The sequence below is a fragment of the bacterium (Candidatus Blackallbacteria) CG13_big_fil_rev_8_21_14_2_50_49_14 genome (assembly GCA_002783405.1).
Taxonomy (GTDB): domain Bacteria; phylum Cyanobacteriota; class Sericytochromatia; order UBA7694; family UBA7694.
Window position 1 is genome coordinate 192342 of sequence record PFGG01000041.1, and the last position, 25527, is coordinate 217868.

Consider the following 25527-nt stretch of genomic DNA (forward strand, 5'->3'; position numbering starts at 1 on the left):
TAAAATGACTGCATGAACTGGCAAAAAATACCCTGCGACGCTTTTTTCCAAATCCCTCGATTTTTTCTGCCTGAGGGTTTGTCCTTGTTGTGTCAGGCAGCGAATGCCGGCCTCAGGGTGCTTCCCGGTTTTTTCAGTTTGCCTGAATCAGCCGTTTTTCTGCAAAGTGCAGAAAAACCGGGTTTAGGAAGGTGTTTTTTGCGTCGCTTGGATTCACCCCTTGCTGATTTCGGCCTCTCGGAAACCCGTTCTCTGGATTCAATCCAATTGGATTTACTCGAAACTGGATTTTGGCTGATCCAACCCCTGTCCACGGCTTTTCAAGCACGGGGGAGTTTGGCCCTGGATCCTGAATTCAATCAGGATCAGGTAGAAATTCTTTGGCCAGAAGTGAGAGCCGCTGAAATCATTGAACAGATCAAGGCCTGGGATAGTGAAGAAGAAGTAACCTTGAACCAGCGTTTGGCAAAGCTTTCTGCCTTGTTTCGTATGCATATCTGCGATCAGAAAGTTACTTTGGAATGGGCGGATGATGGTTCTCAGACTTGGCTGGTTTCAGTGCAAACGGAGCCTCTGTTGGAACCCCCAACAGCCTGGAAACCTCTGGCAGAATTAGAAGCTTTTGGACAGCGGCCAGAACCTTTGCTTTGTTCCCTTTTGAACCAGCTTGCTGAAGATATTTCAGAAAGCTGGCTTAAACCGATGGGGCTCGAACCCAGATCTGTTTTGCTGAAGACGTTTGCAGGTGAGCTTTTTTTTCAAGTTGAGTTTATCACACAATTGACGGCTTGGCGGGACAATTTGTCCTGGTGGAGCTATTTACGTACCTTGAGGCAAGCCATCAAGCAATCCCAGCGGGCCCGCCGTTGGCTGCTCGAAAGCTTTTCGATTCCCCATCCGGGCCTGTTGGGATATACGCAGCAATTGGCTGAACTCTATGCACTTTATTTGGGGGTTTCGCTTCCGCTTTCACTTTTACTGGAGCGAGCCTTGCTTCCCTTTGAAAAAGCGGGGGTATTGGAAAGTCTGCAACGCTTATCCTTCAGTTCCGGTTCGCGTTTACTTCAGGCTTTGAACCATCTTCGCGATCTGGCACAGATCCTCCTGGCAGAAGGCCGAAAGCCTGATTTGAATGGCTTTTTAAGGCATGCTGTCTTTCGACAGGAATGGCAAGTTTTTATGTCTCAATATGGGCACCGTGGCAGTCAGGAGTTTCTACCCAGTTCGTTACGCCTTGCCGATCAGCCCGAACGCGTTCTGAAAGCTTTGCTCTTGCCTTGGCAGGCTTTTCGTGAGGAGCTTGAACCGCCTCGCCACTATTGGTTTTGGCGGCCGCTCTGGAAAATCCTTCAGCCTGTGCTTGAGGAACGTGAAGACTTGCGCTCTGATGCCCTGTGGGCGATTTATCAGGTGCGTAAACAAATGCAGAACTTAATTGAAACCGCTGTTCAAGCAGAACAATTGCCGACGGAGGATGATTTTTGGCAGCTGAACCTTGAAGAAGTAGCAGCTTTGGATCGGGGCGCTATTTTTTCCTCGGCTTATCTTGCCCCTCGCCAGCAAAGCGAAGGCTTCTGCGCAAACACTCATCAGCCTGAGTCTCAGAACAAAACCGCAAAGGCTCTCTTTCCGGGCGAAAGAGAAGTGATGCTCTGGTGCCCACTTTCTGCAGAAGAAAATCTGCCTGAGGACTTCAAACCCTGGTCGACCTGTTTGGTGCTTGCAGTCTTTGATCCTGGCCGTTGGCTTCAGATTCAGCAGGTTTCCATGGTGATCCTGGCTGAAAATTCAGATCATACAGGGGCTTTGAGTTTTTTACGTGAAGCAGGCATTCCTGCCCTGACGGGTGTGGGAGAGGATATTTTGAAGTTTAAAACCGGACAGGAAATTTTAATCCGTGAAACCGAATGGGAATGGCTGGTTTTAGAGGAAGAGCCAGAATCTGAAGCTTCGTTGACTTAGATCAGACATTCTACCGTTTGAATCAAGGTGGAGTAAAAATGCTCGCAGAGCACCACTGCAATCAGAGAGGCGACCGTTGATTTGCCTAGTTTCTCTTCAAAAAGACTGATCAGATTGAGTTCAGCTTCAGTGGTTAAAATCCAGGGGTTTTCAGACAAGAGCTGCACCAAATCGCCGTAACTCAAACTCATCACGAGTTCTACAGACATTTGTTCGGCTTGGTTTGCGATTTCAAGGTATTCGATTTGACTGACTTTTTTTCCTCCGTGGTTGAAGCGCTGCAAAAGTAAATCCAGAAGTGATTCAAGTGAATCAGAATTTCGAAACCAATTGTCCATGGTGATTTTGTCGATCACCTTGGGAATCAGTGATCGCATATCGACAAGATTGCTGTAACTGCTCATCGGACTCCCCGTTCTGCGAATCTACTCCATCATCATACCCTATTCTCAAGCAAATAATGGAGTCAAACTTTCTACCTGGAAGCAGGGCTCTCGTCTATTTTTAAGCAGGTATCCTCCCTCTTTACGGGGGATTTTTTTAGGGACTGGTATTCCAGCGTGGGGCCAGATAACGGGCCCAAAGATTGCCGAGATTGTCTATCTGTTCAACATGGTTCCGCGCTTGATTCCCTGCAAAACCTTCGACATGAAAACTGCCGCGATCTGCCCGGTTGGCAGGTGCAATCCGTTCTTTGTAGCGATTGCTGTCCTGCCCGTCGGGCTCTGCTGAAGCAAGCGGCTGACGCTGCGCTCCTGCTGCTTTCAGAATATAATCGGCGGCGTCTGTTGAGGAAGAATAGCTGGGTTGAATCGCAGAGTGCGTGATCACCATCATTTTCTGACCCGCTGCTGCTGCTTTGGCAAAATCTACAAAGGGTTGGTGCGCTGCTGGATTTGGCTTGCCTTTGGCTCCATAGTGAATGCCATCGATGACCATGACAGCGTCGGTTCGTGCGCTGACAGCGGGATTTGAGAGCGCGACCTGCAGCGGTGCATAGCCTGCGCTAAAGCTTCCCAAGGCGAGACGGCCTATTTTGACCTGGGGGCCATACTGTTTTTCAAGACGTGCTTTCACTGTTTCGAGAATTTGGGGCACAAACTCTTTTTGCCCAAATTTTTCCATCATGGCCCCAGAAAGACCTGAGGTTTCAGCACTGATCACGACCGCAGGGACGCCACTTTGTGCAAAGCGCTGGGGGACATCGCCCCGAAATTGAATAATCACATCAACACTCTGATCTACTTTCAGTGGATTTTGCGGCATGTACATCATCACGCCCTCACGCAATTGCACGGGTTTTTGATACTCAATTTTTTGCATGGCAGGGGCAGGAGCGGGGGCCGCCGCTGGAGTCATTTTTTCTAAAAATGAAAGGCTGAGGGCTTTGCCACTGGTGGAACGTGAAACCGCCCCCATCGCAATCAGATCTGGTTCTGCTTGAACAGGGGATGAAGGGATTGGAACGGGTGATATCGGGCCTATCAGTGGAGAAGGAGGCGCTGATTGCGCTTTGACAGGCTGAAAAAATCGTGAAAATAGATCCAGGGGCGATTTTAAACCCCAATTTGGCGATGTCATGCGCAACCTCCGCAACTCACTGCATTGATGTGGTTATCGTCAAAAACACGGGCAACTGGATTCAAGTTTTGCTTAAGTTTGGATTATCGTTTTCCTTGTCGACCCAATCGCTCAGCCAGAGCAAGGGGTTTTTCCAGGCTTTGTTTTCAAGCCGATCCTGAACGAGCAAGCCGACTTCGTGGGCCAATTGCATACAGGCTTCAGGGTCTTCGGCGGTTGCTTGTGGAAAAGCTGCAAAATCGATCGGTTGCATAAAGTAGATCCGCCAATAGGAGGGCATGGGCATCAAGCTAAGCGGAAGCGGAGCGACCGAACCCAAGAGGGGCTTGAGGTTTTCAAGGGTGGCGGCGACAGGGAGTGCTTCTTCGCCTCCGATAATCGCAACAGGAACCACCTTTGCTCCTCTTTGCAGAGCCAATCTGACAAAACCTGTTTTCCAACGCTTCATATGATAGGCTTGCCAGAAGGGTTTGCAGTTTCCATCTGCACCTTCAGGAAAAATGGCGATGGGATTGAGTTCTGCAGGCAGGGGGTCTCGTCCATAATGCAACCAATCGGCAGGAATCAAGCCCAGATTTCTTAAAAAGCGATAGGTCAAAGGCAGTTTGATCAAGACATCGTGCACAATCAAAAAGGGCAGTCGACTGGGGTCTGCGAAATCATGGATCGCCAGCAATAAAAACAGGGCATCAAGCGGTACCCAGCCAGAATGGTTGGCAACAAAGATGACAGGCCCTTCTTTGGGAATATGCTCCTGTCCACGTACTTTAAAGCGAAAATATTTGAGTTCAATCAAATTTCTGAGCGGTTTCAGAAACCTGCGATTGATATCCTTGGGTTTGTGCCTTGGCAGAGATTTTGCTTTCATAAGCACCTATTGAATTCAGGAGTAAGATTGTTGTATTCTAGCTGAAACCTGTCAGGAAGGACACCTATGCCTGATTTTGAAAGTCTGGATTGGGATCATTTTTATTCTCTTTATTATTCTGCAATGAATTTAACTGTACAGGATTGGGAGTCTCTGGTCAAAGAAACCTATCCTGATGCTCTCCCTGGTCATATTTATCGTATCAGCCAGGATCAAAAGAAACTTCAAATCTGTGAACCTGAATTTGGAAAAGTAGAAACAGAAATTTTATTGCCCAATCAGAAAGCAAGGCCTGAACCTATTTGGGGAAATGCATGGGGGCATTCAGCTTGGTCTCTTTCAAGAGAAAAAGGAATTCCTGAAAGTATTCTGAGCTCAGATCAGACAAGGGGGCTATTGATTGCTCCTGATTTCTGTGCTTTGGCAGATCAATTCTGGTCCTTTCAACCTGTTCTCTGCCAAACACCTTCTTCCTATTGGCCCTATACTGAGCGAAATAAAAAATTGACGGGACCCCATGACCTTTATTTTGTAGCAGGGAAAGGGTTCTTGATTGTCTCTGACCGTCGTCGAGGTTGTTTTTCAGTTTTAGACTTGGAAAATTTAAAATGGCTGGCAGAATTTCAAATTCGCAAAACTGATAGTGATCTTTGTTTGAATTTTGCTGCAGATGCAGCGAGGAATCAGGTTTTTATCACAGATAATGAATCCAGTCTGCTTTATCAGCTTTCACTAGATACCCTGCAATTACATAAATTTCAACCAGGCTTGGGAATCTTGGGAAATCTCATGCTCGACCCCTCTGACCCAAGATTTTTGTTTCTGGTTTCTTTAAAACCTGAACGTAGCCTGGTCTATTTTGATATTCAAAACAATGAGGTCATTCGACGCATTGCTTTAAAAGGCAGGCTCTTCAGCCGTGAGAGTGATGTTCCGACTGAATTGCTCAGTTTAGGAAACACCCAATCCCTTTTGACCCTTTTGGAGTTCAGTTTTGATCCTGTGCCCTATACCCCATTGCTTGAAGTCATCGATACTCAAAAAGTGAAAGTGATTCGACGTTATACAGGAGAAGCTGGAAAATTGCCTTTTGGCCTGGGTTCTGCTCTAAAAAATCCATATTTTCGAGATCCTGTGAACCTGATCCAGACCATGGAGCGTCGGGGACTGCTTTCAGACGAAAAGAAACCTGAGTTACCAGAGGTTTCAACTCAAAATGCAATGGATTTAAGATACAGGGCCTTTAGCTTAAGTGGTTCTCTAGATCCAGATGCAGCACCTCGGATTGTTTTGCCAGCTGAAGCAGATGCTGAAATATTGGATATTCTGGCGGGGGGGATTTTTCAGCAGACAGGTATTCATATCCATGATTATCCCAAGGAAGTTAAACATTTGTCTTCTTTGATTCCTGAACTGAGAGTTCAGCTTGAAACACGCTGGGAGGCTTTTCTGGATTTAAAAATACTGAATCGTTATGCGTTGCGTATCAGTATTTTGCGTGAGGCACTTTTACAGCTTTTAGAACTTCGCGATGGGATTGAAAATGGTATTTCTGAAACGCCGCCAGATCTTTGCCCCTTTTGTGCCTCTCCTTTGTTGGGCAGTTGGAATTGCCCCGTCTGTGGTTTTGAATTGCTGAGCCCGGCCAGATTTTTTGCGCGTTTTCATTCCTCTGCTGAACCACAAACCTGGCTTTTGCCAGGGCAAGTTTTGATTTGTTTGACCTCACAAAAACTGGTTTTGGTTCTCGACCATCATCAAAAGATTTTGCTCAAATTAGAGGCTGAGATATCTGATTGGAAACCAATTTCAGCGGTTGCTTTGCCCAATGGAAATTATCTGGTATTGGATGGATTCAGCAAATATCTTCAGGAATTGAATCCGGCTGGGGATTTGATTTGGACTTCCAATCGTCAGCAGATAGCATTGAAAGATCCTCAATGGTTGAGTTTTTACTTGGATGAAGACCAAAAAACTTTGATTTATCTTATCGCAGATCAAGGCCGACATCAGGTGTTTGCTTGTGACAGCCGGGGGAGTCTCCGCTGGTCTTATGGGACGCAGGGTGTTTCCGGTCAATTGCCTGGTTATTTGAATCAACCGAGGTTCGTGCAACGCACCGCTGAGCTCAGTTGGCTGATTACGGACTCTGGCAATCGCCGCATTATCGAACTCAATGGGCAAAAAGAAGTGATTGCCCAATGGGCTGAAGCAGAGGGTTTAATTGAACCTGTTTGGGCTTTGCGTGTGAATTCAGGTGAAACCTGGATTGTGGACCGGGCCCGTCGTGCGCTTTTGATTTTTAAAAACTCTGATTCTGAGCCCCATATTGCTTGGGAGGGGCTCTCTGTGCTGAATTTTCAATCCCTTGAATCTATTACACGGCATGCCAATGGAAATCTGGTTCTCGGTGATTCTGAACGGTGTATTGAAATCGATACCCTCAATGGCGGGGTTTGTTGGGAAAGAACATTTGAGCAGACTGAAGCGACTAAATTGCTGCCTCAATCAACGCACAGTGTGAATCCTCTGTATGTAAGAATTGAGTTGCTTCAAAGTTTGCGCTATTTTGCTGACGTTGAAACGCTTGCTTTGATTGCGTTGGCCCGCATGCTGGAACCGATTACTGTCGCTGCAGGTGAATGGGTTTTTCAGGAAGGGGATCTGGGTGATGCCTTGTATCTGATTGAGTCTGGTGCATTTCAAGCCAGGGTGGATCAGAATCGCCAATTGTTGGCTGAATTTTCAGCCGGAGATGTCTTTGGCGAAATGGCTTTGATCTTTGGACAGAAACGTTCTTCGAGTATTCAGGCGATTCGGCCAGGGAAACTTTTGCGTTTAAGAATGGCAGATTTTCAAAAAATCTCCTTGGCAGATCCTGAACTGATGTCTCGAATTCAGAATTTGGCATACGAAAGACAAAAGCGTCGCCAAAATTTTGAAAATGAGCAATCATATTTAGCTATCGAAAGTATGAAGCGCAGAATTGCACTTTCGAGAATGCGTAACCTGAGATTACTTGAGGACGCTGATGATGCTTTTTTTCATGCACTTCAACCCCAGTTTTCAAGTTTGGCTTTTAAGAAGGGGCAATTTATCTTTCGTCAGGGTGATCCTGGAAATGCCCTATTCTTTGTTAATCGGGGAGAGGTTGAAATTTTAGATGCAAAGGGTCAACTTCTCACCATTTTACCTGAGGGAGTGGTTTTGGGTGAAATGGCTTTGCTGAATGACCGTCCTCGCAGTGCTTCTGCACGTTGTCTGACCTATACCGAAGTTTTCAGACTTGAAAAAGAGATGTTTTTTGACCTCTTGAAGAAATTTCCTGAATTTGAGAAAAAGTTGAGAAAAGTAATTTCTGAACGTAAAGAGGAGGCCTTGGAGAGGGCTCAATCCCGCCCTGTCCAAACCATAAAAACTTCTGCTGATCCGCAACTTTCTTGGCTGGGGGTACTTTCATCGCAAAATTGTTTTTGGCAACTTGAATCGGGTGTTTTGCGTGTTTATCCTATGGAAGAGGACCCCTTGGAACTTTTGATGCCCGCGAGTATTGTCCGAACTCTTTCAGGGAGTTTACTTTTGGCAGACACAGGTCATGACAGGATTTTGGAGTTAGAACCTGAGCATTTTAAACTGATTGCTGAATATGGAGATGATCATTTAAAACTTTCTTTTCCGCGTGCAGCAACTCGGTTATCAGATGGCTCAACTCTGATTGCAGATACTGGGCAAAACAGAATCTTACATCTTACTGAGAAAAAAACGGAAGTGATTCGCCTTGAAAAAGTGCCGATGGAAATCGTTGCTTTGGTACCTTTTGAAACTGGATTTTTATGTGTCGATAGTTTAATGGGGCGCATCCTTCATTTTGATTTTAAAGGGCGCTTGCTTGGGCTATTGCAGGATATTAACGGCGAAATGCTCTCGCTTCCCCGAGCTCTTCAGGTCTTGCCGAACCATCGCTGGCTGATTGCTGAAGCCGGAAGAGACCGTATCATTGAGGTAAATGCCCAGGGTGACTTGTTCTGGTCGTATTCTGGTTCTCCCGATGCTCCCTTAATGAGTCCTGATGCCTGTTCTTGCTTTGAAAATGGACAAATTCTAATTGTGAGTGCAAAGCAAACAGAACTGAGGTGTATCAACAGGCACGGCGAATTGCTTTGGGTTCAATCTCTTGCACCGTCTGCGCTGGGGGCTGAAATTGCTTGATACACCGTGCTGAAAATATGGTGATGCGAACGAAGGTACTGACCTTTCAGACTTAATCCGCTAGGGAAAATTTCATTTAAATCCTGAGTTAACCTCAGTTCTAACTGGTTTGGCTGAAGCAGGCTTAAGCTGGCTGCTTCGAATCCAAAAAAATGATGCACTTCAGGATATAAAGCCTTGTACAAGCTTTCTTTTGCTGAAAAAACCAATGTATAGTATTCTTCCAAAGTCAAACCTGAATTGACTGGCCCTCTCTCTTCAGGCCGACTGATACTTTTAAAAATACGTTCGCAGGTTTTTTCATTCATTATTTTTTCAAGATCGATTCCCAAAACTTTGCATTCTGACCGGGGGGCAATGACTGCTGCAATCATGCGATCGGAATGGCTGATACTGCCTACCCAGCCAGTGGGCCAAATGGGTACACCTTCTGGGGTTTGGTCTATATGGACTGGATGATCAAAGCCTGCCTGCAGAAAAGCTTGATGAACGCAATAACGACCCGCTAAATAGAGTGCTTGGCGTTTAGGGACTGCCTTGTGTAATTTTTCTGGAAAGGGTAAATCTGCTTGCAGTATTTTGGCTAGACCTGCATAATCCTGATTGATTTCAACAGTATGGCTAAAATTTGTAAAAGGAAGTTTTTCCCAGGGTTTGCTCTCAAATTCTCTAAGCAAATCATTCAGTTTCATCTTCTATAAAATCCAGATTTATCCAGCTTTAAAACAAAAATTCCCACACCCATTTGGGTGTGGGCGCGTGTTGGGTTCATTGACTGAACCTTAGCGACTTTTCAGGAGAGATTGATTCCATTATCGCGAAGCTTTAAATTGAAATCTATAGGCGATCTCACAAAGATCCTGTGATCTGGATCAACTCTGAGGGTGGAGAGTGGGAAGCAAGTGACTGAAGCGTTCCCACAGGGACGATTGTCTGCTTCTCTGGTAAAATGAGGAAGTTCGATTAAATCCGCAGTGCCCAGAGGTTGAGATGTCAGATCCCAAGGATCAAATTCAGTTTCAGCAACATCAAATCATTCCCGACGCGGGTATTTACCGTACGCCTACGCAAGGCAAAACAGCCAAAGACAAAACTTTGCCCACGGTAGGCAGTCGGATTTTAACCATGCCTGCCGTACAAACGGCCTTTGTCTCCTTTGGCTTGGAGGGCTTGAAAAGTATTTTACTGCAGGAAATGGTCAAACTGGATTGGCCTCAGCTTCAGGATGAAATGCTCTATCTTGCTGAGGGCGCAAATGAACACAAAGAAATCAAACGAGCCCTACGCGCAACCAAACTTCTGGCTGCACAATGGTTGGATGATCCCCGGCAAAAGCCTGAGGTACAGGAAAAATGCCAGTATATTTTTGATTCAATTTCGACCTTTGGCAATTTAAATGTTCAAGCGCCTGACAGTCCTGCTGCAGCGATGGGGGAGAGTGTGCAGGTGGCCTTTCCCAATACCGGCCCACTTGAGCCTGTGGGTGCTGAAGAAGAACATGAATTGCAAGCAGGCAATGCCATGTTGCTGATTACCGATTTACAGGGACATTTTAAGAAACTGGAGACCCTGCTGCAAAATATCCAATTGGCGCAGTACAAAGGGGATATTTTACATTGGACAGCTTCCCCTGACTTTTATCTCATGCTGGTCGGCGATTTGTTTAATAAATCCCCCTTTTCGACCTGGGGCGACTCGGTGGGCAGCGATGTCTACAGCATTATCAAAACCTTGCAGCGCTTTATCAAAGTGGCCCCCGAACGGATTCTGCTCAGCTATGGATCCTATGATTTAGATTTGGCCAGCAAAGCCGCATTTTACCACCCCGTGAGTGGATTCATGGGCTCAGAATTGGGAATCAATGCGCAGGCCCAGGCGATTCCTGCGCTCTTGAGCTATCTCAAGGGAACCTCTCAGCCCAACCAATCAGATTTTGCCTGGAAATGGGATGAACAGTCGCAAAGCTATGAATTGGCTTCAGCCTATCAGGTTTCGGGAGTTCCCTATCTGACCGTTCCTGCCCTGGCAGATGGATCTGGCCCGGATATTTCTGCCCTGCTTGAATTTTATGAAGCCTTGCTCAAGACCATGATTCAGCCCAATTTGAATGCAAGGCCACGTTCTCTTCAGGAATTGGATGCGCTGGCTGCCCGGCTGATGCCCCCTGCGACAGAGCAACTCAATCTCCTGGTCTTAAAAAACAGCCTGGGGCGTTGCCTGCATTTTGAGGGTCTGCTTGAAGGCACTGGAACGATTCGCTTTTTGCGTGAGCGGATTGCAGGCATGCATATCTTTAAAGCGGGCATGGTGGAGTTCTTTGCCTTGCATCCAGAAATTCAGGAAATTACGCTGGATATGCTGGCCACGATTAAAGAACAGGGAGAAGCGGGTTGGCAGGTGCCTGAACTTGAGCCCTTTTTACTGAACAGCCGAACCTTGCAACAGGCCCATATCGATCCCAAGCGTCTTTTGGCGGTCCTTGAATCCTTGGGTTTGAGCCAGCTCAATGATTGGTTAGGACTCTCTGAAACGCATTTCTATCAGTTGCTCAAGGAACAAAAGGCCTTGGGGCGCATGATTCCTGAATTTTTTCAACAACGCGATGAAAAAGGTTTTCTCAATGCCTACCGACAGTTCCGTTGGGAACTTATCAATGAAAATCCCACGGGTTTGGCTGGCTTTGCCCTGAATATGGATGGAATCTCGCGCAGAGGGGAGCCGATGATGCGAAAAATGGCGACCTTGGATGAACGCACCCGCAAATCCTATTCTAAAACCTTTTTAATGGATCTCTGTCGGGAAGAATTGCCCTTCGAAATTGCGGTTGAGCCCGAGGGGATTGTTGCCGAACTGCAGATTCCGGGGGCGGGGGGCTTTGTCATTTCTCTCTTGATCGACGATTCGGTTGCTATTTACAAAGACATGAAGGAACAACTGCATATGCCCGTCAAACACGCAGCTTGGATTGAAATTCGCTGATGGAACTCAATTTAAACGGAAAAACAGCTCTGATCACGGGGGGCACCCGTGGAATTGGCAAAGCCATTGCTCTGAAATTGGCAACAGAAGGGGTGCATTTGGTTTTAAACTATTTGCGCAATAAACGCGCAGCCGAGGAAACCGCGCTTGAAATTGAAGCCTTGAGCGGCCAGAAACCGCTGCTTTTGAAGGGCAATATTGGAGAACCTGAAAAACTTGCAGAAATGCTGAAGGACTTGCAAGCCCATACGCAGGTTCTGGATATCGTGATTAGCAATGCGGCTTCAGGCGTTCTGCGCTCGGCATTTGAACTGACCCCCCGTCATTTGGCCTGGACTTTGGATATCAATGCCTTGGCGCTGCTTTGGCTGGTTCAGGGGGTGCGTCCCCTGCTTTCGCGGGGGGCCAAGATTGTTGCTGTTTCAAGTTTGGGTTCTACACGGGCTTTTCCCAATTACGCTGCCGTGGGTGCTTCCAAGGCCGCCCTTGAATCGCTGGTTCGCCATCTGAGTCTCGAACTGGCCCCCGAGGGAATCAATATCAATACCCTTTCTGCAGGCGTGGTAGATACCGAAGCCTTGAATCATTTCCCCAACCGTGAAGAGTTATTGCGTCATTCTCAAGCGCGCACCCCCGCTGGGCGATTGGTGACCCCCGAAGAAGTGGCCGATGCCGCTCTCTTTCTTTGCAGCCCCCTGGCTCGGATGGTGCATGGCCATACCTTGGTGGTGGATGGGGGCTATTGTATCGTTGCTTAAAATTTAGTATCACTTTTTTGTAACAGGGGTTTAAATAATTTACAAAATAAGCTATAATCTTGATTAAGACTATGGGCTTTAGATCACAAACTTCACTACTTCAAACAGTTGCTGCCAGGCAGGCAGCTCAACCCTTTTCTGCCTTATTTCAAGCCCTTGTCAATATCCATAGCAAGGAAAGAAGATTCTAAAAAGATGTCTATCTTATTTGTATCCAATCTCCCCCCTGAAACAACCCCTGCAGAACTTGAGCGGATTTTTTCCCGCCATGGCCATGTGCTCAACGCGCAAATGGCCGTTCATCAAAAGACAGGTCAATTGCAAAATTTCGGACTCGTTGAGATGTCAGAGAAAGATGCCCGCTGGGCCCAGGAAACCTTGAACCGTTCCTGGTATAAATTCAGCCGGATAGAGGTTCAGTTTACCCAAGCGCCCGTGCGCAATCAGAACCGCAATTCACGCCAAGGTTCTTACCATGGCTATTTCCCTTTTAAAGATCGCGAGATTCACCTGGTTTCAGGTTTCTAAGCTGCGATTGAAAAACAAAGAGCGCCTGGTTTTCAGGCGCTCTTTGTTTTTTGTGTATTTAGTGCTTAAAGGCAGGCATCAGCGCCAGGATAATTTCAATCCCGATCATCAGAATGATGATGATTTCCATGATTGTTGAGCGCCGGTTCTGAACCTCGTCATTGAGGGTTTCATAAATCTGGCGTGCGCTTTCAAGTTTGCCATCGACACGGGCCTGCCAATCGCGCAATTGCAGCAAAGTAGAGATCATGCGGTAGATACGGGCACAATAGAGATCCCCGATAATCTTCAGGGTGTTTTCAATCCGATCCGTCAGCTCAGTGACGTCCAAAAGCAAGGTCATCAGTTTTTGGATGGTGTGGTGATAGGGGTTTTTAAACAGCCCCCCCCGAGACATGGGCTGGTTTTCAAGCTCATCGTAAATGCCTTCAAGCTGTTGGTCGAGCAGTTTATCGTAAGAACGCAGTTCCAAAAGCTCAACATTGGCAAACTCAAGAATATCCACGTGTTCGGAACTGCCCTCGGGGTCAAAAATAAAGGAGCTGTTCCAGGCCACCACGACCAAATCGTCTTCAAAATAGGTGATTTTTTGACTGAGAATGGTCTGGCGTTCTGAATCTGCCAATTTCTTGGATTCGCCACGGACCATGCCTGCAATATCAGAACCCAACTGTTTGAGGATGGCCTCAGAGCTGCTCAATTCAGGGTTTTCAAAGCCGTAGACATAAAAAATGGTATAGTCTTCATGCATTTGCTGGGGATAGGGTTTGATCAAGGCGGGTGCGAGGGCAGGCATTAAGTCTGCCAATAATTTTTCGGATTGATCGGCAATCCAGTGGCTGTCGATATAGAGATTGGCTTCCTGTACTGCGGTTTGCCAAGTATCAGGAAAGGGCAATTCCCAGGCAATCGAGACAACTCCAAATTCAAACACTTTGGCACGGACTTCAACATCCAGCCAGCGATCCTGGCTCAATTGCAGTTTTTGTGCGCCCATGGGCAAGAGCAGCGGCTCGGTTTTAAACTGTAAATAAGAGGGAGAGGAACGCCGGGATACCAATTTGATGCTGCTTGAGCGGCCTACCCATTTGTGTCTTAGCGTTTCTAAATCGACTGAATCTGCCAAATCAAACTGATAATAAACCAGTATTTTGCCTTGGGTAATGCCCAATGGTGCGTTCATAATCTCTCCTTATTTCATCAGCCTGGCTTATTGAACCAGCGCTTCTACCTCTTGAATCATACGCTCAGCGGCATTGACACCCGTCAGTTTTAAGGCTTCTTGCATGCCCGTTGGGCTGGTGACATTGATTTCAATCAGATAATCGCCGATGATATCCAAGCCTACGAAATACAAGCCTGCCTGTTTTAAAAAGGCACCGACCGCTTCACAAATTTCGCGATCCCGCGTTGTCAACTCACAGGCTACGGCTTTGCCTCCGGCGTTCAGATTGGCGCGGTGTTCCCCTTTGGCGGGCACTCTTTGAAAATACCCGCAGACCTCACCGTGGATCATCAAAACCCGCTTATCGCCCTCACGCGCTTCTGGGATATAGGCTTGAACCACAATTTTCCGTTTTCCGTCGCGGGTCATGAGATCGAGCAAGGCATTGAGGTTGGAATCCTCAGCTTTGAGAATAAAGACCCCTTCACCGCCTTTGGCATCGATCGGCTTGAGCACGGCTTTACCTTGGGTTTCTACGAAGCTGCGAATTTCAGCCCGATCAGAGCTGACCAGGGTCAGTGGAATATACTCAGGAAAGTGCAAGGCATAGAGCTTTTCATTGACGCTGCGCAAGCTGCCCGGGTGATTGAGTACCAAGGTATCCCGTGCTGCCAGTTCCAAGAGATAGGTATTAAAAATATAGTCCATGTCAAAAGGGGGGTCTTTGCGCATGAAGACAGCATCCATGTCTTTGAGCGGAAGCATTTCTTCTGAGCCCAGCTTGTAAAAATCGGTCTCGCGCTGAACTGTCACGGCCTGCATTCTGCCTCTGACTTCTTGGTCGCGAAAGGTTAAGCCTTCAGCTAAGAGAAAATAGCTTTGATGACCACGGTTCTGTGCTGCTTCGATCAGGGCATAGGTAGAGTCTTTGTGATAATTGATCGTCTGAATAGGATCCATCACAAACGCGAATTTTAAAGGGGACATGGTTATTTCTCCAAAATTTTAACGCAAAGGGTTCAGGCCACAGAGCGCTTCAGGTTTTCAGTCAGACTTTTCAGCAGTTTTTGCAGGGTCTTGGCTTCTGACTCACTCAAGCCTTTGTTTTGACTTAAAACATGTAAAAGTTCGAGTTGTTTGAGTTTTCGCCATTCTTCAGCAGAACCATAGCCAGAGAGCATACTTTCGCGCAAAAGACGGAGCCAGGCTCTTTCGCTGAAGCAGGTTGTTTGAGCTATCTTTTGCGCACAGATCATGAGTAGATCTGGGTGAACGCCCAATTGTTGGGCCAGACGGTGCAAGGGCAAATTTAAATCCTGCCTTGTCGAAATCATTTGTTCACACTCGTGCATCGCTTCTCTCCCTGTGATCACTTCTCTCTGAATTCACAGCAACGGTTTCATTCTCATCATAAACGCAGAACCCACCACAGCGTTTGATGTAAATCACACTGAAAATGACGCTGTGCTCAGGCGGGTAGTGGCTTATTCTTCTGGCAGGAAACACAGTTCACTGGTATTCTTGGCCAGGAGTGGGGTAAGCTGTAAAGACCCTGAATCACTCGGGTATTTTAACATTAAAATGAAGACTTCGTAATCCCAGGTTAAACATGACAAAAAATTCTCAGGCAGAGATCTGGTGGATGGCAGCGAGACCCCGTACCTTGGGAGCTGCTTTGGCACCTATTTGGATAGGGACAGCTTTGGCTATTTCTTCTGGAAAATGGGACCCCTTGAGTTTTGTAGCTGCCCTGCTGGGGGCTCTCCTGATACAGATTGGAACCAATTTTGCCAATGACTATTTCGATTTTATCAAGGGGGCAGATACCGCTGAGCGCATTGGCCCGACCCGTGCCACACAGGCAGGTTTGATCAAACCTGAGCGTATGCGCCTGGCTTTTTTGCTGACCTTTGCGCTGGTGGGGCTGCCGGGGCTCTATCTTGTCTACCGCGGCGGTTGGCCGATCCTGGTCTTGGGTTTGCTTTCTGTTTTAAGTGGCATTTTCTATACGGGGGGCCCTTTTCCACTGGGTTACCTGGGGCTGGGAGATCTCTTCGTTTTGCTGTTTTTTGGGCTGGTGGCCACAGGGGGAACTTTTTGGGTGCATACCCATGCCATCACATCTGTCGTCCTTCTGGCTGCCCTATCGCCAGGTTTTTTGGCGACTGCGATCTTAGTCGTCAACAATCTGCGGGATCGCAAAACAGATACCCAGGCTGGCAAGAAAACCTTGGCGGTTCGCTGGGGCGCTGGCTTTGCCAGAGCAGAATATCTGTTTTGCATGGGTTTGGGCATTTTGATGCCGCTGGGGCTTTATCTCTGGACGCCTGAAAAACATCCTGCCTCTTTGCTGGCCTGTTTGAGTATTTTGCCGGCAATTCCTGCCATCAAAGCCGTCTTGAGCCTGGATGCAGATCCGCGTTTGAACCCGATTCTGGGCAAAACCAATCAGGTCTTAATTCTGCACAGTCTGCTCTTTAGCTTGGGTTGGATCTTCAGTTAATTACAAACGCCCCTGAAAGACTTGGGGGTGGGCTTGAAAGCGCTTGTTCAGGCTGAGAAATTCTTCAGGCTTTTGTGCCAGAAAGACAAAGAGCCAGGCCCCTTTGGGCATTTGAATTCCCCAGACCCCTGGTTTTTTTTCTTGGGCCGCGCGCAGAATGGCGTCTCGATCGGATTGGGAAATTAAATCAGCCCAGTCGGCCAGGCGGAAAGCCTGATCCGGGCTTAAAAACAGGGCTCCACTCAGAGCGGGAAAATGACGGAAGGTTTGTGGCCCCTGAATCAGATTCTGACTGCCCCAAGCCACTCCAATCCGGTTTGCCTGTTGGAAATTTTGAGCAGCGGCCTGCATGGCCTGACCTTCGGCGACGATACCCGCTGTGCGTAGAAAAAGTTCGGGTGCCAGGGCTTTTTCACCCAGGGCTTGTTTAAAGATACTCAGATAGCTCTTTAAAAATTCTGGCTGGTAGAGGTTTTCCTGATTCTTGAGCGCAGCTTCGAGCCTGGGCAACAGGGCTTTTGCCACGGGGTCGATATAGGCATCATTGTAAAAACTGCCCTTTGTTTTGAAATAGCGTTGAAACTGTTCTGCAGGAAACAAGCGGCGGGCAGCCTGACCATTGGCCAGGGTCGTGGCCATGACTTCGTTGAGTAGGTTATAGGCTGGAATTGCCCAGGCTTCCTTTTGTGTACAGAACCAATCCACCAATTGAAACTGAAGCTCACGCGGGGCTTGGGCATAGAGAAAATGACTGAGTTCGTGCAGGGTCACAGGGGTCTGGTTCAAGAGCGATTTTGAAGGTAAAACTTCAATCAAACTGTGGTTCTCAAGTTGTTCACCATGTTGATTTCCGCCAATGCCTGGCCTGAGAAAAAAATCAAGTTGATAGGTTAAATGCTCAGATTCCTGGCTGCGGTAAAAATTCCGGGCTTGTTTGAGCCAGTCTTCAAGCGCATATTTTTGGGCAATTTCTACAAACTCACGGGCGGCACGTTCAGTTTCAGCCTGGGCTCCGGCCTGCCACCATTGAGAAATACGGGGATAAAAATGACTGAGGATGCGCAAGGCCTGATCGGCATCCTGGGGGCGCATCAGTAAATTTGCACGGCTTGCGTATTCTGAAAAATTACGGGCATCCAAAGGCGCAATCCGCAGTTTTCGTGATAAATCCAGACCTTCAAAGCGCAGTGGAAAGACAGTGGGGGGAAGTGGGGCTGGGTTCAGCATGATTTGATGCTGGTAGAGCTGACGCAGTTTCTGCCATGCTTTGAGCATTTCACTGTCTTCAGGGTTCCAGCCCAAATCCTCATGCCAGAGCTTTTCAAAAGCTTCGCGGGAACAATGGCCCTGACCACTCATACAATCCAGTTGGTAGGCCAGGTTGGCAATTGGCAGGGCGTTGAGTTGCCAACGGGGCAGGGTTTCTGCTTGAGCCGTAAGTTGCAGAAAGACCAGGCAAAAACCAGTTGAAAACAGGGTCTTGAGTGTTTTTGCGATCTGCATCAGGGTTTGAGGGGTTGGCTCAGGGGGTTATCGTCAAATCCCTGCCGGACATGGGTTTTACCAGAACGGGCCTGCTCAGGGTTGCTGGCCTGTAAGCGATTGTTTAAGGCGTTGGCATCTTCAAGCGCCAGCACCCCATCGAGAAAACTGATCAGACTGGGTTCTGTATTCTCCCACCACAGGGTCTGGTTGGTTAAAACGAGGTCCAGATTGGCTTCATTCAAGGCTTTGTTGTCTTTGCCCATTTGGCGGATCGGGGCTTGGTAATCGTGGGTTCGGCAGCCATTAAAGAGCCAGAGACGGTAATTTTCAGTTTGAATTTCTTCGCTCAGACTTTGACTGGGAGTATCTGCCAGGGCTTCCTGCATTAAAAATGAACCCATTTCATAGGGATGTTTGTCTTTCACGCCAATGCGGATATTGCCCTGGTTCTGACCGGTAACGGTGAGCTTGCCCTGGGCTTTAAGCGCTTTGAGCTGCGCAATGGCTTCACTGTCATCTTCGCGCGCAGAGAGCACTTTTTTCAGAATTTCTTCATCCTCGTAAGTGACCTTCCCAACCCCTTTGGCATTGGCAACCCCCTCCCAGTCAATCGTCACGCTCAGGTTGCGGTCAAAATCAGGTCCGGTTCCATAGCGGGCATGGCCCCCGTACATAAAGACATCACTTTGCTTCATGCCTTCCAGGGCGGCTTTGCGCATTTCGGCCCCTTTGCTGCCATCGCCAGGTTTGAGTACACGAATGATACTGTGAACGGGCTTGCCATTGGCTGTTGAAATATTTTCTTTGACATAAAAGGCAGAATAGTCGGCATTGACTTCTCTGCCTGCTTGTTTCAAGAGTTCAAGCGCACGGGCCGTGTCCTGTTTAAAGCCCCGACTTTCAATGTCTTGGCTTAAACGCCGCTCTGCATCCAGGTTGGCTGAAGCATAGCCGGGTGCCCCTTCGTCGTAGCCGATGGCCATGGTGATATCCAGCAGTTGATCTTCAAGCATGCGGTCGTAGCGGGGGTAGGGGCCGGCATTGGGGTTTGAAGGAGAAGCAGGGGGCTTGGTTGGGGCCTCTGTGGGGTGGGCGGCAGGGGGGTCCTGCGGGGCGTTTGAGACTTGCTTGGGCCCCTGGGTCAGCAATTCACGCAAGGCCAGATAGGTACGCTTCCCGTATTGACCATCAAGGCCTGTGGCATGACCGGGATAGCGCAGCTGGGCACCCTGTTTAACCAAGTAGGTTTGAATGGCGATCAGGTCTGATTTGTTTAGCGGGCGATCTGAGCCCTTGGCGAGGGTTTCTAAAAAGGCAGATCCTTCGGGCGTTGCCCCGATTTGGGCGCGCAAGCTATCTGGCAATTGCCTGCTGAGCCGTGCCAGGCTCTTGAGCGATTGCTGGGTACTGGGCAGAAGGGCTTTTATCTGTTCGGACGACAAGGCCGGTTTGGGGGCCTGTGCCTGATTGGGCAGAGAAAGTGCTGCCAATTCCTGACGCAGGGTGCGTGCCAGGGCTGCATGGGTACGTGAACCGTATTTGCCATCTATCCCAGTCGCTGAACCAGGGTAGCTGATCTTTGCACCGGCTGTTTCGATCAGGATTTTTTGCAAAGCTGTAATGGCTTCTTTGCTGGGTTTGCTTTGGTTTGAAGCTTCTATCAAACTTACCAGGGTTTCGCCTTGGGGGCGTTTCAAGAGGGCATCACGCAAAGCCGGTGCTTTATTTAATAGGGCTGCAATTTGCTTAAGATCGGTTCCCCCCTGGTTGACCCTTTGATCAAAAGCTTGCAGCGAAAGGCCTGGATTAAGCTCTAATTTGACGGCATTGGGGGACTCTTGAACCGGAGCTGCCACAGGTTTTTGCAGTTTTAGATCGTCTTGTTCCAAAGCGATGGGTTTGACCGGCACAGATTCGCCCTGGGATTTTTTGAGGCGTTCAAAGGGATTGCCTGCTCCTAAGAGCATTTGAGCTGCAGCGGGGGAGACCGGGTTGGGAAGGGGAGAGCCAGATTCAAGCCGGGTCATTTCAGACGTTTCCTTCAGGATGGGTTTTTCCTATTATAGTTGAAATCGGGCCTAAACTGACTTGATTTTCTCTAGGAAACGAACAGAAATCTTCGCTTGGGTCTGAGCCTTTCTCCTCTTGCTGCGGCTTAAATCAGGGGTTTCAATCTTTTATATGGGTTTTGGGCACTGCCCCATGGCTGACTTTGCTGATTATAAGTTTGACGCCTTTTTGTGAACGTAAACTGAGGGCATTGGCCTCGGTTGATGTGCCAGGAATATAGACGACGCGCATTTCCAGGGCAGGATTGGTTTGCTTCTGTTTGCGCCAGGTTTCGCTTGCCCAGGAGCCATAACTGGCGTCGAGAAATTCAATCCGATCGGCCTGCATGCCATGGGCTGCGCCATTCATCAAGGGCAGGCCGCCTGCGCTGTGGCCTTTGACGGTGGTTTGCCCGATGATCAGACCTGGGGCCAGTTGCTGGAGTTCTGCCAAGGTCTGGGTTTGAAATTCAGTCATCGATTCCTTATTCAGGGGGTTCATCCAGGAAAAATCTCTTTCTTTGGGAGGGCCTTGCGGAATCACCCAAACCCGGTTGCGACCTTCCTGGGCCATGTGTGTGATTTCTGAACCCAAGCCCTTTTGGGGATCGGCCAGGCTTTTGGCAATCGTTCCATTGTGACCATGAAAGAAATAGACAAGCTCGACGGGACGGCTCAAATCAGTTCCTTGGGGGATCATTACCGCCACTTCGCGGTTTCCATTGGCTGGCATTTTGCCGAGCCAATGTTTGCCAGGAAGGGTCTGCAGCGCTTGATAGCTTTCAGGGCGAACCTCTGCTTCGGCCTGAATTTGGGCGGCGTCTTCAAGAAAGGCAAACTGATCCAGACCTGAGCTGAGTGGAGAAAGGTTTTGCAATTGATCTGATACTGAATGAAGGGTGGGTGAAAATTGTGCGGGGGGCTTGAGGGGAGCGCGCAAACTGGGAAGCATTTCACTCAGGGGTTTGAGCTCCCATCCCCCTGGTTTTGGTATTCCTGGGTTTTGCATTCACGGCCTCCTCAAGTCTGCATGGCTAAAGCGTTTATGGGCTGTTTCTCTGAGAAATTTCTTGATTTAATCAAAATTTATCGCAGGTTTTCGGTTCTCTCTGACTACCGCGCAAACAGGGTGAGAACCCCCTAGCCTCATTCAGTTGTTGTAAAATACTGAAAGTAAAGTCATTTGAGCAGTTAGCAGGAATAAATTTTTGATAGGTAAACCATGAGCAGCGCCAGCGCCCCCACCGAAACCCTGAATCCATCGAATCCAGATTTTCAGGAACAGTTGATTCAGGAGTATCTGCTGGATACGGGTAAAATTACGCCTGAACAGCTTTCTTTGGCCGTGGCCCGCCTGCGTCAGATTAAGATTGAGCAGCAGCGAGAGCAAAAAGCGGTGAGCTATGCTGTTGATCAGCGCGCCTATTCGCTCAAAAAAATCAACCCCTGGAATGGCGAAGTGCTTGAAGAATTGGTCTTGCCAAGCAGTCGCAAATTCAGCCCGCGCTTTTTTGGGGTTGACTGGATCCCCAATGGCAGCGGCTCTGTCTATCTCTTTCATGCCAGCAATGCGCGTGAATTGGGCGAAATTACTTGGGAAGATGCTGAAAACAGTCTGGGCGGCATCACGGTTTCTGAGCGCTATACCCATCTCTATTTTGGGGAATTGGATGAGCACCCCTACCTTGCATTGAGCCAGAACCTGCATTATGGCTATTTCCCGATCAAAGCACAGAAATCTTTGCCTCTGGATTTGCACGTTTCCTGTTCTGGTCAGCATATTTTTGTGTCTGATCGGGGACGGGGTTCGATTTTTGTGGTCGATACCGAGAGTTTTAAAGTTTCAGGCGTTTTGACCGTGCGCCCAGCAGGCAGTAAAAAGACCCTGAATCTCTCTCCCAGCCCCGATGGGCTCAAACTGTATATTACAGATAACCAGTCACCCTCTCTGTTTATTGTCAATTTGAAAACCCTGAAAATTAAACGCCAGCCGCTGCCCTATGGCATTTTGGGGAATATTCAGCTTTCTTCGGATGGCCAGTGGCTCTATTTACAGAGCACCCGCCCGGATGGCAGTGTTGAAATAGTCGTGGTCGATACCTTGAACCTGCTTCATCTGGCCACGATCCCCCTCAAAGGCAATCTCTTCAGTGGCTTGGATGACCCCTGTGATCTGATGGCGATCAGCCCGTTAAATAATTTTATGGTCTTTATGACCTATGTGGATGTTCCCGCGATGTTTACCCCCTGGTTGAATATTGTCGATTTGGCCAGCAATAAACTGATTGATCGCTATGCGCTCTTTGCCGAAGATACCAAACCCAGCTATCTGGCTTTTGCCATGTCAAAACCCGATGGCTATTTCCGCTCTGATACCAGCATTCTGGATATTCTGCTCGACAAGGGCTATATCTCTTTTCAGGATGTAGAAGAAGCAGAATGGACCATTCAGGAAACCTTGAATAAAACGGCACCCGAAATTCATTTTGAAGCTGAGAGCATTGATTCGGATGCCGATCCAGACTTCAGCCAGGCCTTTGAGCTTGACCCTGAGGATGAAGAAGAGCTTGAAGAACTTGAAGCCCAACGCGGGAATCCCGAAGAGGACTATCCTGTTTTGAATGAGCATCAGATTGATCCCAGTATTTTGATTCAATTCAAAGAAACGCTGCTGCGGCGTTATGAGTTTGTGCCGATCAATCAATTGAATGGAATTTTTCGCGTAGCGGCCGTTAACCCCGCTCAGCCCGAAATTGAAATGATTACCCAGAAACTTTTTCCCGATCTGCCACTCTATCTGATTCCCTTTGAAAGGGATGAGTTTGAGCGCTTTATGCGGGAATTTTATGCGCAAATTATTCACCGCATGAAAAAGATTGTTTCGAAGATGTCGCCTGCGCAGCGGGATGAATTTGCCAGTACGGCACCCGAAGGGGTGCTTGAGAATTTAATCGAGCAGGGCCTGCCACCTGCTCCCCCTGAGCCTGTAAAAACTGAAGCTTCAGCCCCATCTGCACCAGATCATGCCCCATCTGCCAATCTGCCTGCTTCTGTCTCAAAAGAAATTCCACCCGCTCAGCTTGAAGAAAAAAACAGCCTTGTCCAGGAACTCACGCGTTCAGAAATGGCTTCAGAAGAAGCTTCCGAGTCTGAGGGGGCTGAAAACTCTGAACAGGAAATTGATTTTGCTGCGCTCTCAAGCGAGAAACTGAACGAGGCCTTGACCCAGCATTGTTTGAATGAATTCCGCAAAATCTGGGGAATTGATCTCAGCGGTGAAGTGGAGGTGCTCGAAAAACTGCATCCCTTTATCGATCGGGCGCGTAAGGAATTGATGAGCTTTGATTATACGATTATCCGCATTCCGGATCTTTACAATCAATTTTCACTCGAAACCGTGATTACCAAAGAGTCCTTTCTGGCGCTGGCCCGTCAATTGGTGCCTGCTGCGAAACCCAAAGCGTCTGCGGTCGCGCCAAAATCACCCCCCACCAATATCCAGGAATTGGCAAGCCGGGTTCAGGATATCGCACAACCAGCAAATACCCCCAAAACCATGCAGTATGAAGCCGATGATCAGGTCTTGCGTGCCGATGATCTGCCCAATGACCATTTTCTGATTCACGATCCTGAGCGTCAGCGCATCATTGAATTTACCAATAAGGGGCTGATTACCTGGCAGATTGGGGGCAAAGACGGCATTGGCCATATGGAATTGCTCGAACCCATGAATCCGATTCGTTTGCCCAGCGGCAATACGCTATTTGCCGATGCTGGCAGCGATACGGTTTACGAAGTTTCAAAATCTGGGCAAATTCGCTGGCAATTTCCTCCTTCAGATAAATCTTCAGAGATTCGCCTGCATCGCCCTGTGAAAGCCATGCGCAAATTGAACGGCAATACGATTATTGTCGATCAGGGCAATCACCGCGTGATTGAAATCAACCCACAGAATAAGATTGTCTGGCAATATGGCATTACCAGCTCGGTGGGCATTACCCGTGGCCGGATCTACAGCCCTTCGGATATGCAGGTGCTGAAGGGCGGGCATTTTCTGATCACGGATACTGACAATCACCGCGTGATTGAGGTCAACCAGGATGAAGAGATTGTCTGGCAGTTTGGCAATCCTGAAAACAAGCTGGGATCTGGGTATGGCTCCCATTCCAACCAGCTCAATGCCCCTTCACAGGCTTTTCGCATGCCCAATGGCAATACCCTGATCGCCGACAGTGAGAACCGGCGTGTGGTGGAAGTGAATCCAGAAAAAGAAATTGTCTGGCTCTTTGATACGGGGATTGAAAAAGCATCGGGTGGGGCCTTCTCGTTTATCCCCAACCGCATGGTGCGCATGGGCAATGGCAATACTGTGGTTTTCAGCCCGCTCTATGTGATAGAAGTGACCCGACTGCTCAAACCACTCTATCTCTATCAATTTGCGACCTTGCCCAAATCCCCTGATTACCATCGGCTGCGTGAAGACAGCGATAAAATTGTCGAGCTTTCCAGCAAACCTTCGACCGAACGCATCAATGAAATGGCGCGTCAGGCGGCCCAAAGCTATGTCACCACCAAGGCGAATCTGCTTGATTTGGAATTGCCTTTGATCGACAAACAGGAAAACCGCGTGTATATCATTAACCGCCAAAAACAGATTGTCTGGCGCTTTGGTGAAAGCCACCCCCGCAGTGCAGAGTTCATTGAACGCCCCCAATGTGTTGAAATCTCAGATCGTGAAGACAGTGAAGTTTTGCTCACCGATACCGATCGCCACCGCGTGATTAAAATTTACAGGGCGACCAAAGAAATTCTCTGGCAATACGGCGAAGCTGGGGTGATGGGCAGCCGCCCTGGTCTTTTGGGACATCCCCGCAGTGCCGTGAATACCAACCGTGGCTCGATACTGGTCACCGATCAGTACAGCGGCCGTGTCTTGGAAATTAACGAACTCAAACAGATTATCTGGAGCTTTGGCGGGTGGGACAATGGCATCAATCCGCTCAATGCGCCCTATTATGCAGAAGTTACCCCCGATGATACCGTTCTGATTACCGACTGGAGCAACCACTACGTGATCGAAGTGAATCGTGAGGGCGAAATTGTCTGGCAATATGGCATGCTGAAAAACCCAGGTTCAGGCCCCCATCAATTGATGTATCCTGAGCGGGCGATTCGTCTCGTCAATGGCAATACCCTGATTGTGGATACCCGCAACCACCGCGTGATTGAAGTCGATCCGGCTGGGGGTATTTTCTGGCAGTTTGGGGGGTTGCATTCTGAAAAATCGCATAAAAAGATTTCAAATCCCACGGCAGCCTACCGTCTCGACAATGGCCATACGGTGGTGGTGCACAGTGGCAACCGCCAGGTGCTAGAAGTCACGCATCATTCTGAAGTGGTCTGGACCTATCTGCTGCCTTCTAAAATCAGATAAGTTCGTC

17 protein-coding genes are annotated in these 25527 nt (G+C 48.4%); 7 read left to right on the top strand and 10 right to left on the bottom strand.

The window, feature by feature from the left end:
• Window positions 1-12: 12 nt before the first annotated feature.
• Window positions 13-1962: a hypothetical protein gene (locus COW20_10140; GenBank protein PIW48436.1), complete on the top strand. Its 1950-nt coding sequence runs from the start codon at window positions 13-15 to the stop codon at window positions 1960-1962.
• On the opposite strand, the gene COW20_10145 is transcribed toward COW20_10140, so the two are convergent.
• The 3 genes from COW20_10145 to COW20_10155 form a co-directional block, all read right to left on the bottom strand.
• Window positions 1959-2366 carry a hypothetical protein gene (locus COW20_10145; GenBank protein PIW48437.1) on the bottom strand — a complete coding sequence of 136 codons (408 nt, stop codon included), beginning with the start codon at window positions 2364-2366 and terminating at the stop codon, window positions 1959-1961. The two genes, COW20_10140 and COW20_10145, sit on opposite strands and share 4 nt — an antisense overlap.
• 136 nt (window positions 2367-2502) lie before the next feature.
• Window positions 2503-3543, bottom strand: a complete 1041-nt coding sequence (locus COW20_10150; GenBank protein PIW48438.1) for a hypothetical protein — start codon at window positions 3541-3543, stop codon at window positions 2503-2505.
• Between the two features lie 61 nt (window positions 3544-3604).
• Window positions 3605-4411: a hypothetical protein gene (locus tag COW20_10155; GenBank protein ID PIW48439.1), complete on the bottom strand. Its 807-nt coding sequence runs from the start codon at window positions 4409-4411 to the stop codon at window positions 3605-3607.
• Window positions 4412-4477: 66 nt separating this feature from the next.
• Between COW20_10155 and COW20_10160 the strand changes: the two genes are divergently transcribed.
• A complete protein-coding gene (locus COW20_10160) occupies window positions 4478-8620 on the top strand; it encodes a hypothetical protein (protein ID PIW48440.1) in 4143 nt (1380 codons plus the stop codon).
• On the opposite strand, the gene COW20_10165 is transcribed toward COW20_10160, so the two are convergent.
• Window positions 8578-9312, bottom strand: a complete 735-nt coding sequence (locus COW20_10165) for a hypothetical protein (protein PIW48441.1) — start codon at window positions 9310-9312, stop codon at window positions 8578-8580. The genes COW20_10160 and COW20_10165 overlap by 43 nt on opposite strands.
• 298 nt (window positions 9313-9610) lie before the next feature.
• Between COW20_10165 and COW20_10170 the strand changes: the two genes are divergently transcribed.
• The 3 genes from COW20_10170 (at window position 9611) to COW20_10180 (ending at window position 12885) form a co-directional block, all read left to right on the top strand.
• Entirely contained in the window at window positions 9611-11599 is a 1989-nt protein-coding gene (locus COW20_10170) for a hypothetical protein (GenBank protein PIW48442.1), read from the top strand.
• The gene (locus COW20_10175; GenBank protein PIW48443.1) at window positions 11599-12357 is read left to right on the top strand and encodes an enoyl-[acyl-carrier-protein] reductase FabL; all 759 of its coding nucleotides are present in this window, start codon (window positions 11599-11601) and stop codon (window positions 12355-12357) included. Before COW20_10170 ends, COW20_10175 begins: the two co-directional genes overlap by 1 nt.
• A gap of 195 nt (window positions 12358-12552) precedes the next feature.
• Window positions 12553-12885 (top strand): hypothetical protein, encoded by a 333-nt coding sequence (locus COW20_10180; protein ID PIW48444.1) that lies wholly within the window; start codon window positions 12553-12555, stop codon window positions 12883-12885.
• 58 nt (window positions 12886-12943) lie between these two features.
• Here COW20_10180 and COW20_10185 read toward each other — a convergent pair whose 3' ends face one another.
• The 3 genes from COW20_10185 to COW20_10195 are packed head-to-tail and all read right to left on the bottom strand — an operon-like array spanning window position 12944 to window position 15402.
• A complete protein-coding gene (locus COW20_10185) occupies window positions 12944-14068 on the bottom strand; it encodes a hypothetical protein (protein PIW48445.1) in 1125 nt (374 codons plus the stop codon).
• Between the two features lie 27 nt (window positions 14069-14095).
• Window positions 14096-15037 (bottom strand): glutathione synthase, encoded by a 942-nt coding sequence (locus COW20_10190; protein PIW48446.1) that lies wholly within the window; start codon window positions 15035-15037, stop codon window positions 14096-14098.
• Window positions 15038-15069: 32 nt separating this feature from the next.
• Window positions 15070-15402 carry a hypothetical protein gene (locus COW20_10195; GenBank protein ID PIW48447.1) on the bottom strand — a complete coding sequence of 111 codons (333 nt, stop codon included), beginning with the start codon at window positions 15400-15402 and terminating at the stop codon, window positions 15070-15072.
• A 257-nt stretch (window positions 15403-15659) separates the two neighbouring features.
• On the opposite strand from COW20_10195, the gene COW20_10200 reads away from it, so the two are divergent.
• Window positions 15660-16553, top strand: coding sequence for a 1,4-dihydroxy-2-naphthoate polyprenyltransferase (locus COW20_10200; protein ID PIW48448.1), 894 nt, complete (start codon window positions 15660-15662; stop codon window positions 16551-16553).
• Here the strand turns inward: COW20_10200 and COW20_10205 are convergent, their stop codons facing one another.
• The 3 genes from COW20_10205 to COW20_10215 all read right to left on the bottom strand — a co-directional run bounded on the left by COW20_10205 (window position 16554) and on the right by COW20_10215 (window position 21095).
• The gene (locus COW20_10205) at window positions 16554-18056 is read right to left on the bottom strand and encodes a hypothetical protein (GenBank protein PIW48449.1); all 1503 of its coding nucleotides are present in this window, start codon (window positions 18054-18056) and stop codon (window positions 16554-16556) included.
• Window positions 18056-20065, bottom strand: a complete 2010-nt coding sequence (locus COW20_10210) for a hypothetical protein (protein ID PIW48450.1) — start codon at window positions 20063-20065, stop codon at window positions 18056-18058. The genes COW20_10205 and COW20_10210 overlap by 1 nt, the downstream gene beginning before the upstream one ends.
• 142 nt (window positions 20066-20207) lie before the next feature.
• The gene (locus tag COW20_10215) at window positions 20208-21095 is read right to left on the bottom strand and encodes a hypothetical protein (GenBank protein PIW48451.1); all 888 of its coding nucleotides are present in this window, start codon (window positions 21093-21095) and stop codon (window positions 20208-20210) included.
• A gap of 213 nt (window positions 21096-21308) precedes the next feature.
• On the opposite strand from COW20_10215, the gene COW20_10220 reads away from it, so the two are divergent.
• Entirely contained in the window at window positions 21309-25520 is a 4212-nt protein-coding gene (locus COW20_10220) for a hypothetical protein (GenBank protein PIW48452.1), read from the top strand.
• Window positions 25521-25527 lie beyond the last annotated feature (7 nt).

Bases quoted from the DNA above. Each gene is read 5' to 3' on its own strand.
- COW20_10140 (PIW48436.1), top strand. From the start codon at position 13: ATGAACTGGCAAAAAATACCCTGCGACGCTTTTTTCCAAATCCCTCGA.
- COW20_10145 (PIW48437.1), bottom strand. From the start codon at position 2,366: ATGAGCAGTTACAGCAATCTTGTCGATATGCGATCACTGATTCCCAAG.
- COW20_10150 (PIW48438.1), bottom strand. From the start codon at position 3,543: ATGACATCGCCAAATTGGGGTTTAAAATCGCCCCTGGATCTATTTTCA.
- COW20_10155 (PIW48439.1), bottom strand. From the start codon at position 4,411: ATGAAAGCAAAATCTCTGCCAAGGCACAAACCCAAGGATATCAATCGC.
- COW20_10160 (PIW48440.1), top strand. From the start codon at position 4,478: ATGCCTGATTTTGAAAGTCTGGATTGGGATCATTTTTATTCTCTTTAT.
- COW20_10165 (PIW48441.1), bottom strand. From the start codon at position 9,312: ATGAAACTGAATGATTTGCTTAGAGAATTTGAGAGCAAACCCTGGGAA.
- COW20_10170 (PIW48442.1), top strand. From the start codon at position 9,611: ATGTCAGATCCCAAGGATCAAATTCAGTTTCAGCAACATCAAATCATT.
- COW20_10175 (PIW48443.1), top strand. From the start codon at position 11,599: ATGGAACTCAATTTAAACGGAAAAACAGCTCTGATCACGGGGGGCACC.
- COW20_10180 (PIW48444.1), top strand. From the start codon at position 12,553: ATGTCTATCTTATTTGTATCCAATCTCCCCCCTGAAACAACCCCTGCA.
- COW20_10185 (PIW48445.1), bottom strand. From the start codon at position 14,068: ATGAACGCACCATTGGGCATTACCCAAGGCAAAATACTGGTTTATTAT.
- COW20_10190 (PIW48446.1), bottom strand. From the start codon at position 15,037: ATGTCCCCTTTAAAATTCGCGTTTGTGATGGATCCTATTCAGACGATC.
- COW20_10195 (PIW48447.1), bottom strand. From the start codon at position 15,402: ATGCACGAGTGTGAACAAATGATTTCGACAAGGCAGGATTTAAATTTG.
- COW20_10200 (PIW48448.1), top strand. From the start codon at position 15,660: ATGACAAAAAATTCTCAGGCAGAGATCTGGTGGATGGCAGCGAGACCC.
- COW20_10205 (PIW48449.1), bottom strand. From the start codon at position 18,056: ATGCAGATCGCAAAAACACTCAAGACCCTGTTTTCAACTGGTTTTTGC.
- COW20_10210 (PIW48450.1), bottom strand. From the start codon at position 20,065: ATGACCCGGCTTGAATCTGGCTCTCCCCTTCCCAACCCGGTCTCCCCC.
- COW20_10215 (PIW48451.1), bottom strand. From the start codon at position 21,095: ATGCAAAACCCAGGAATACCAAAACCAGGGGGATGGGAGCTCAAACCC.
- COW20_10220 (PIW48452.1), top strand. From the start codon at position 21,309: ATGAGCAGCGCCAGCGCCCCCACCGAAACCCTGAATCCATCGAATCCA.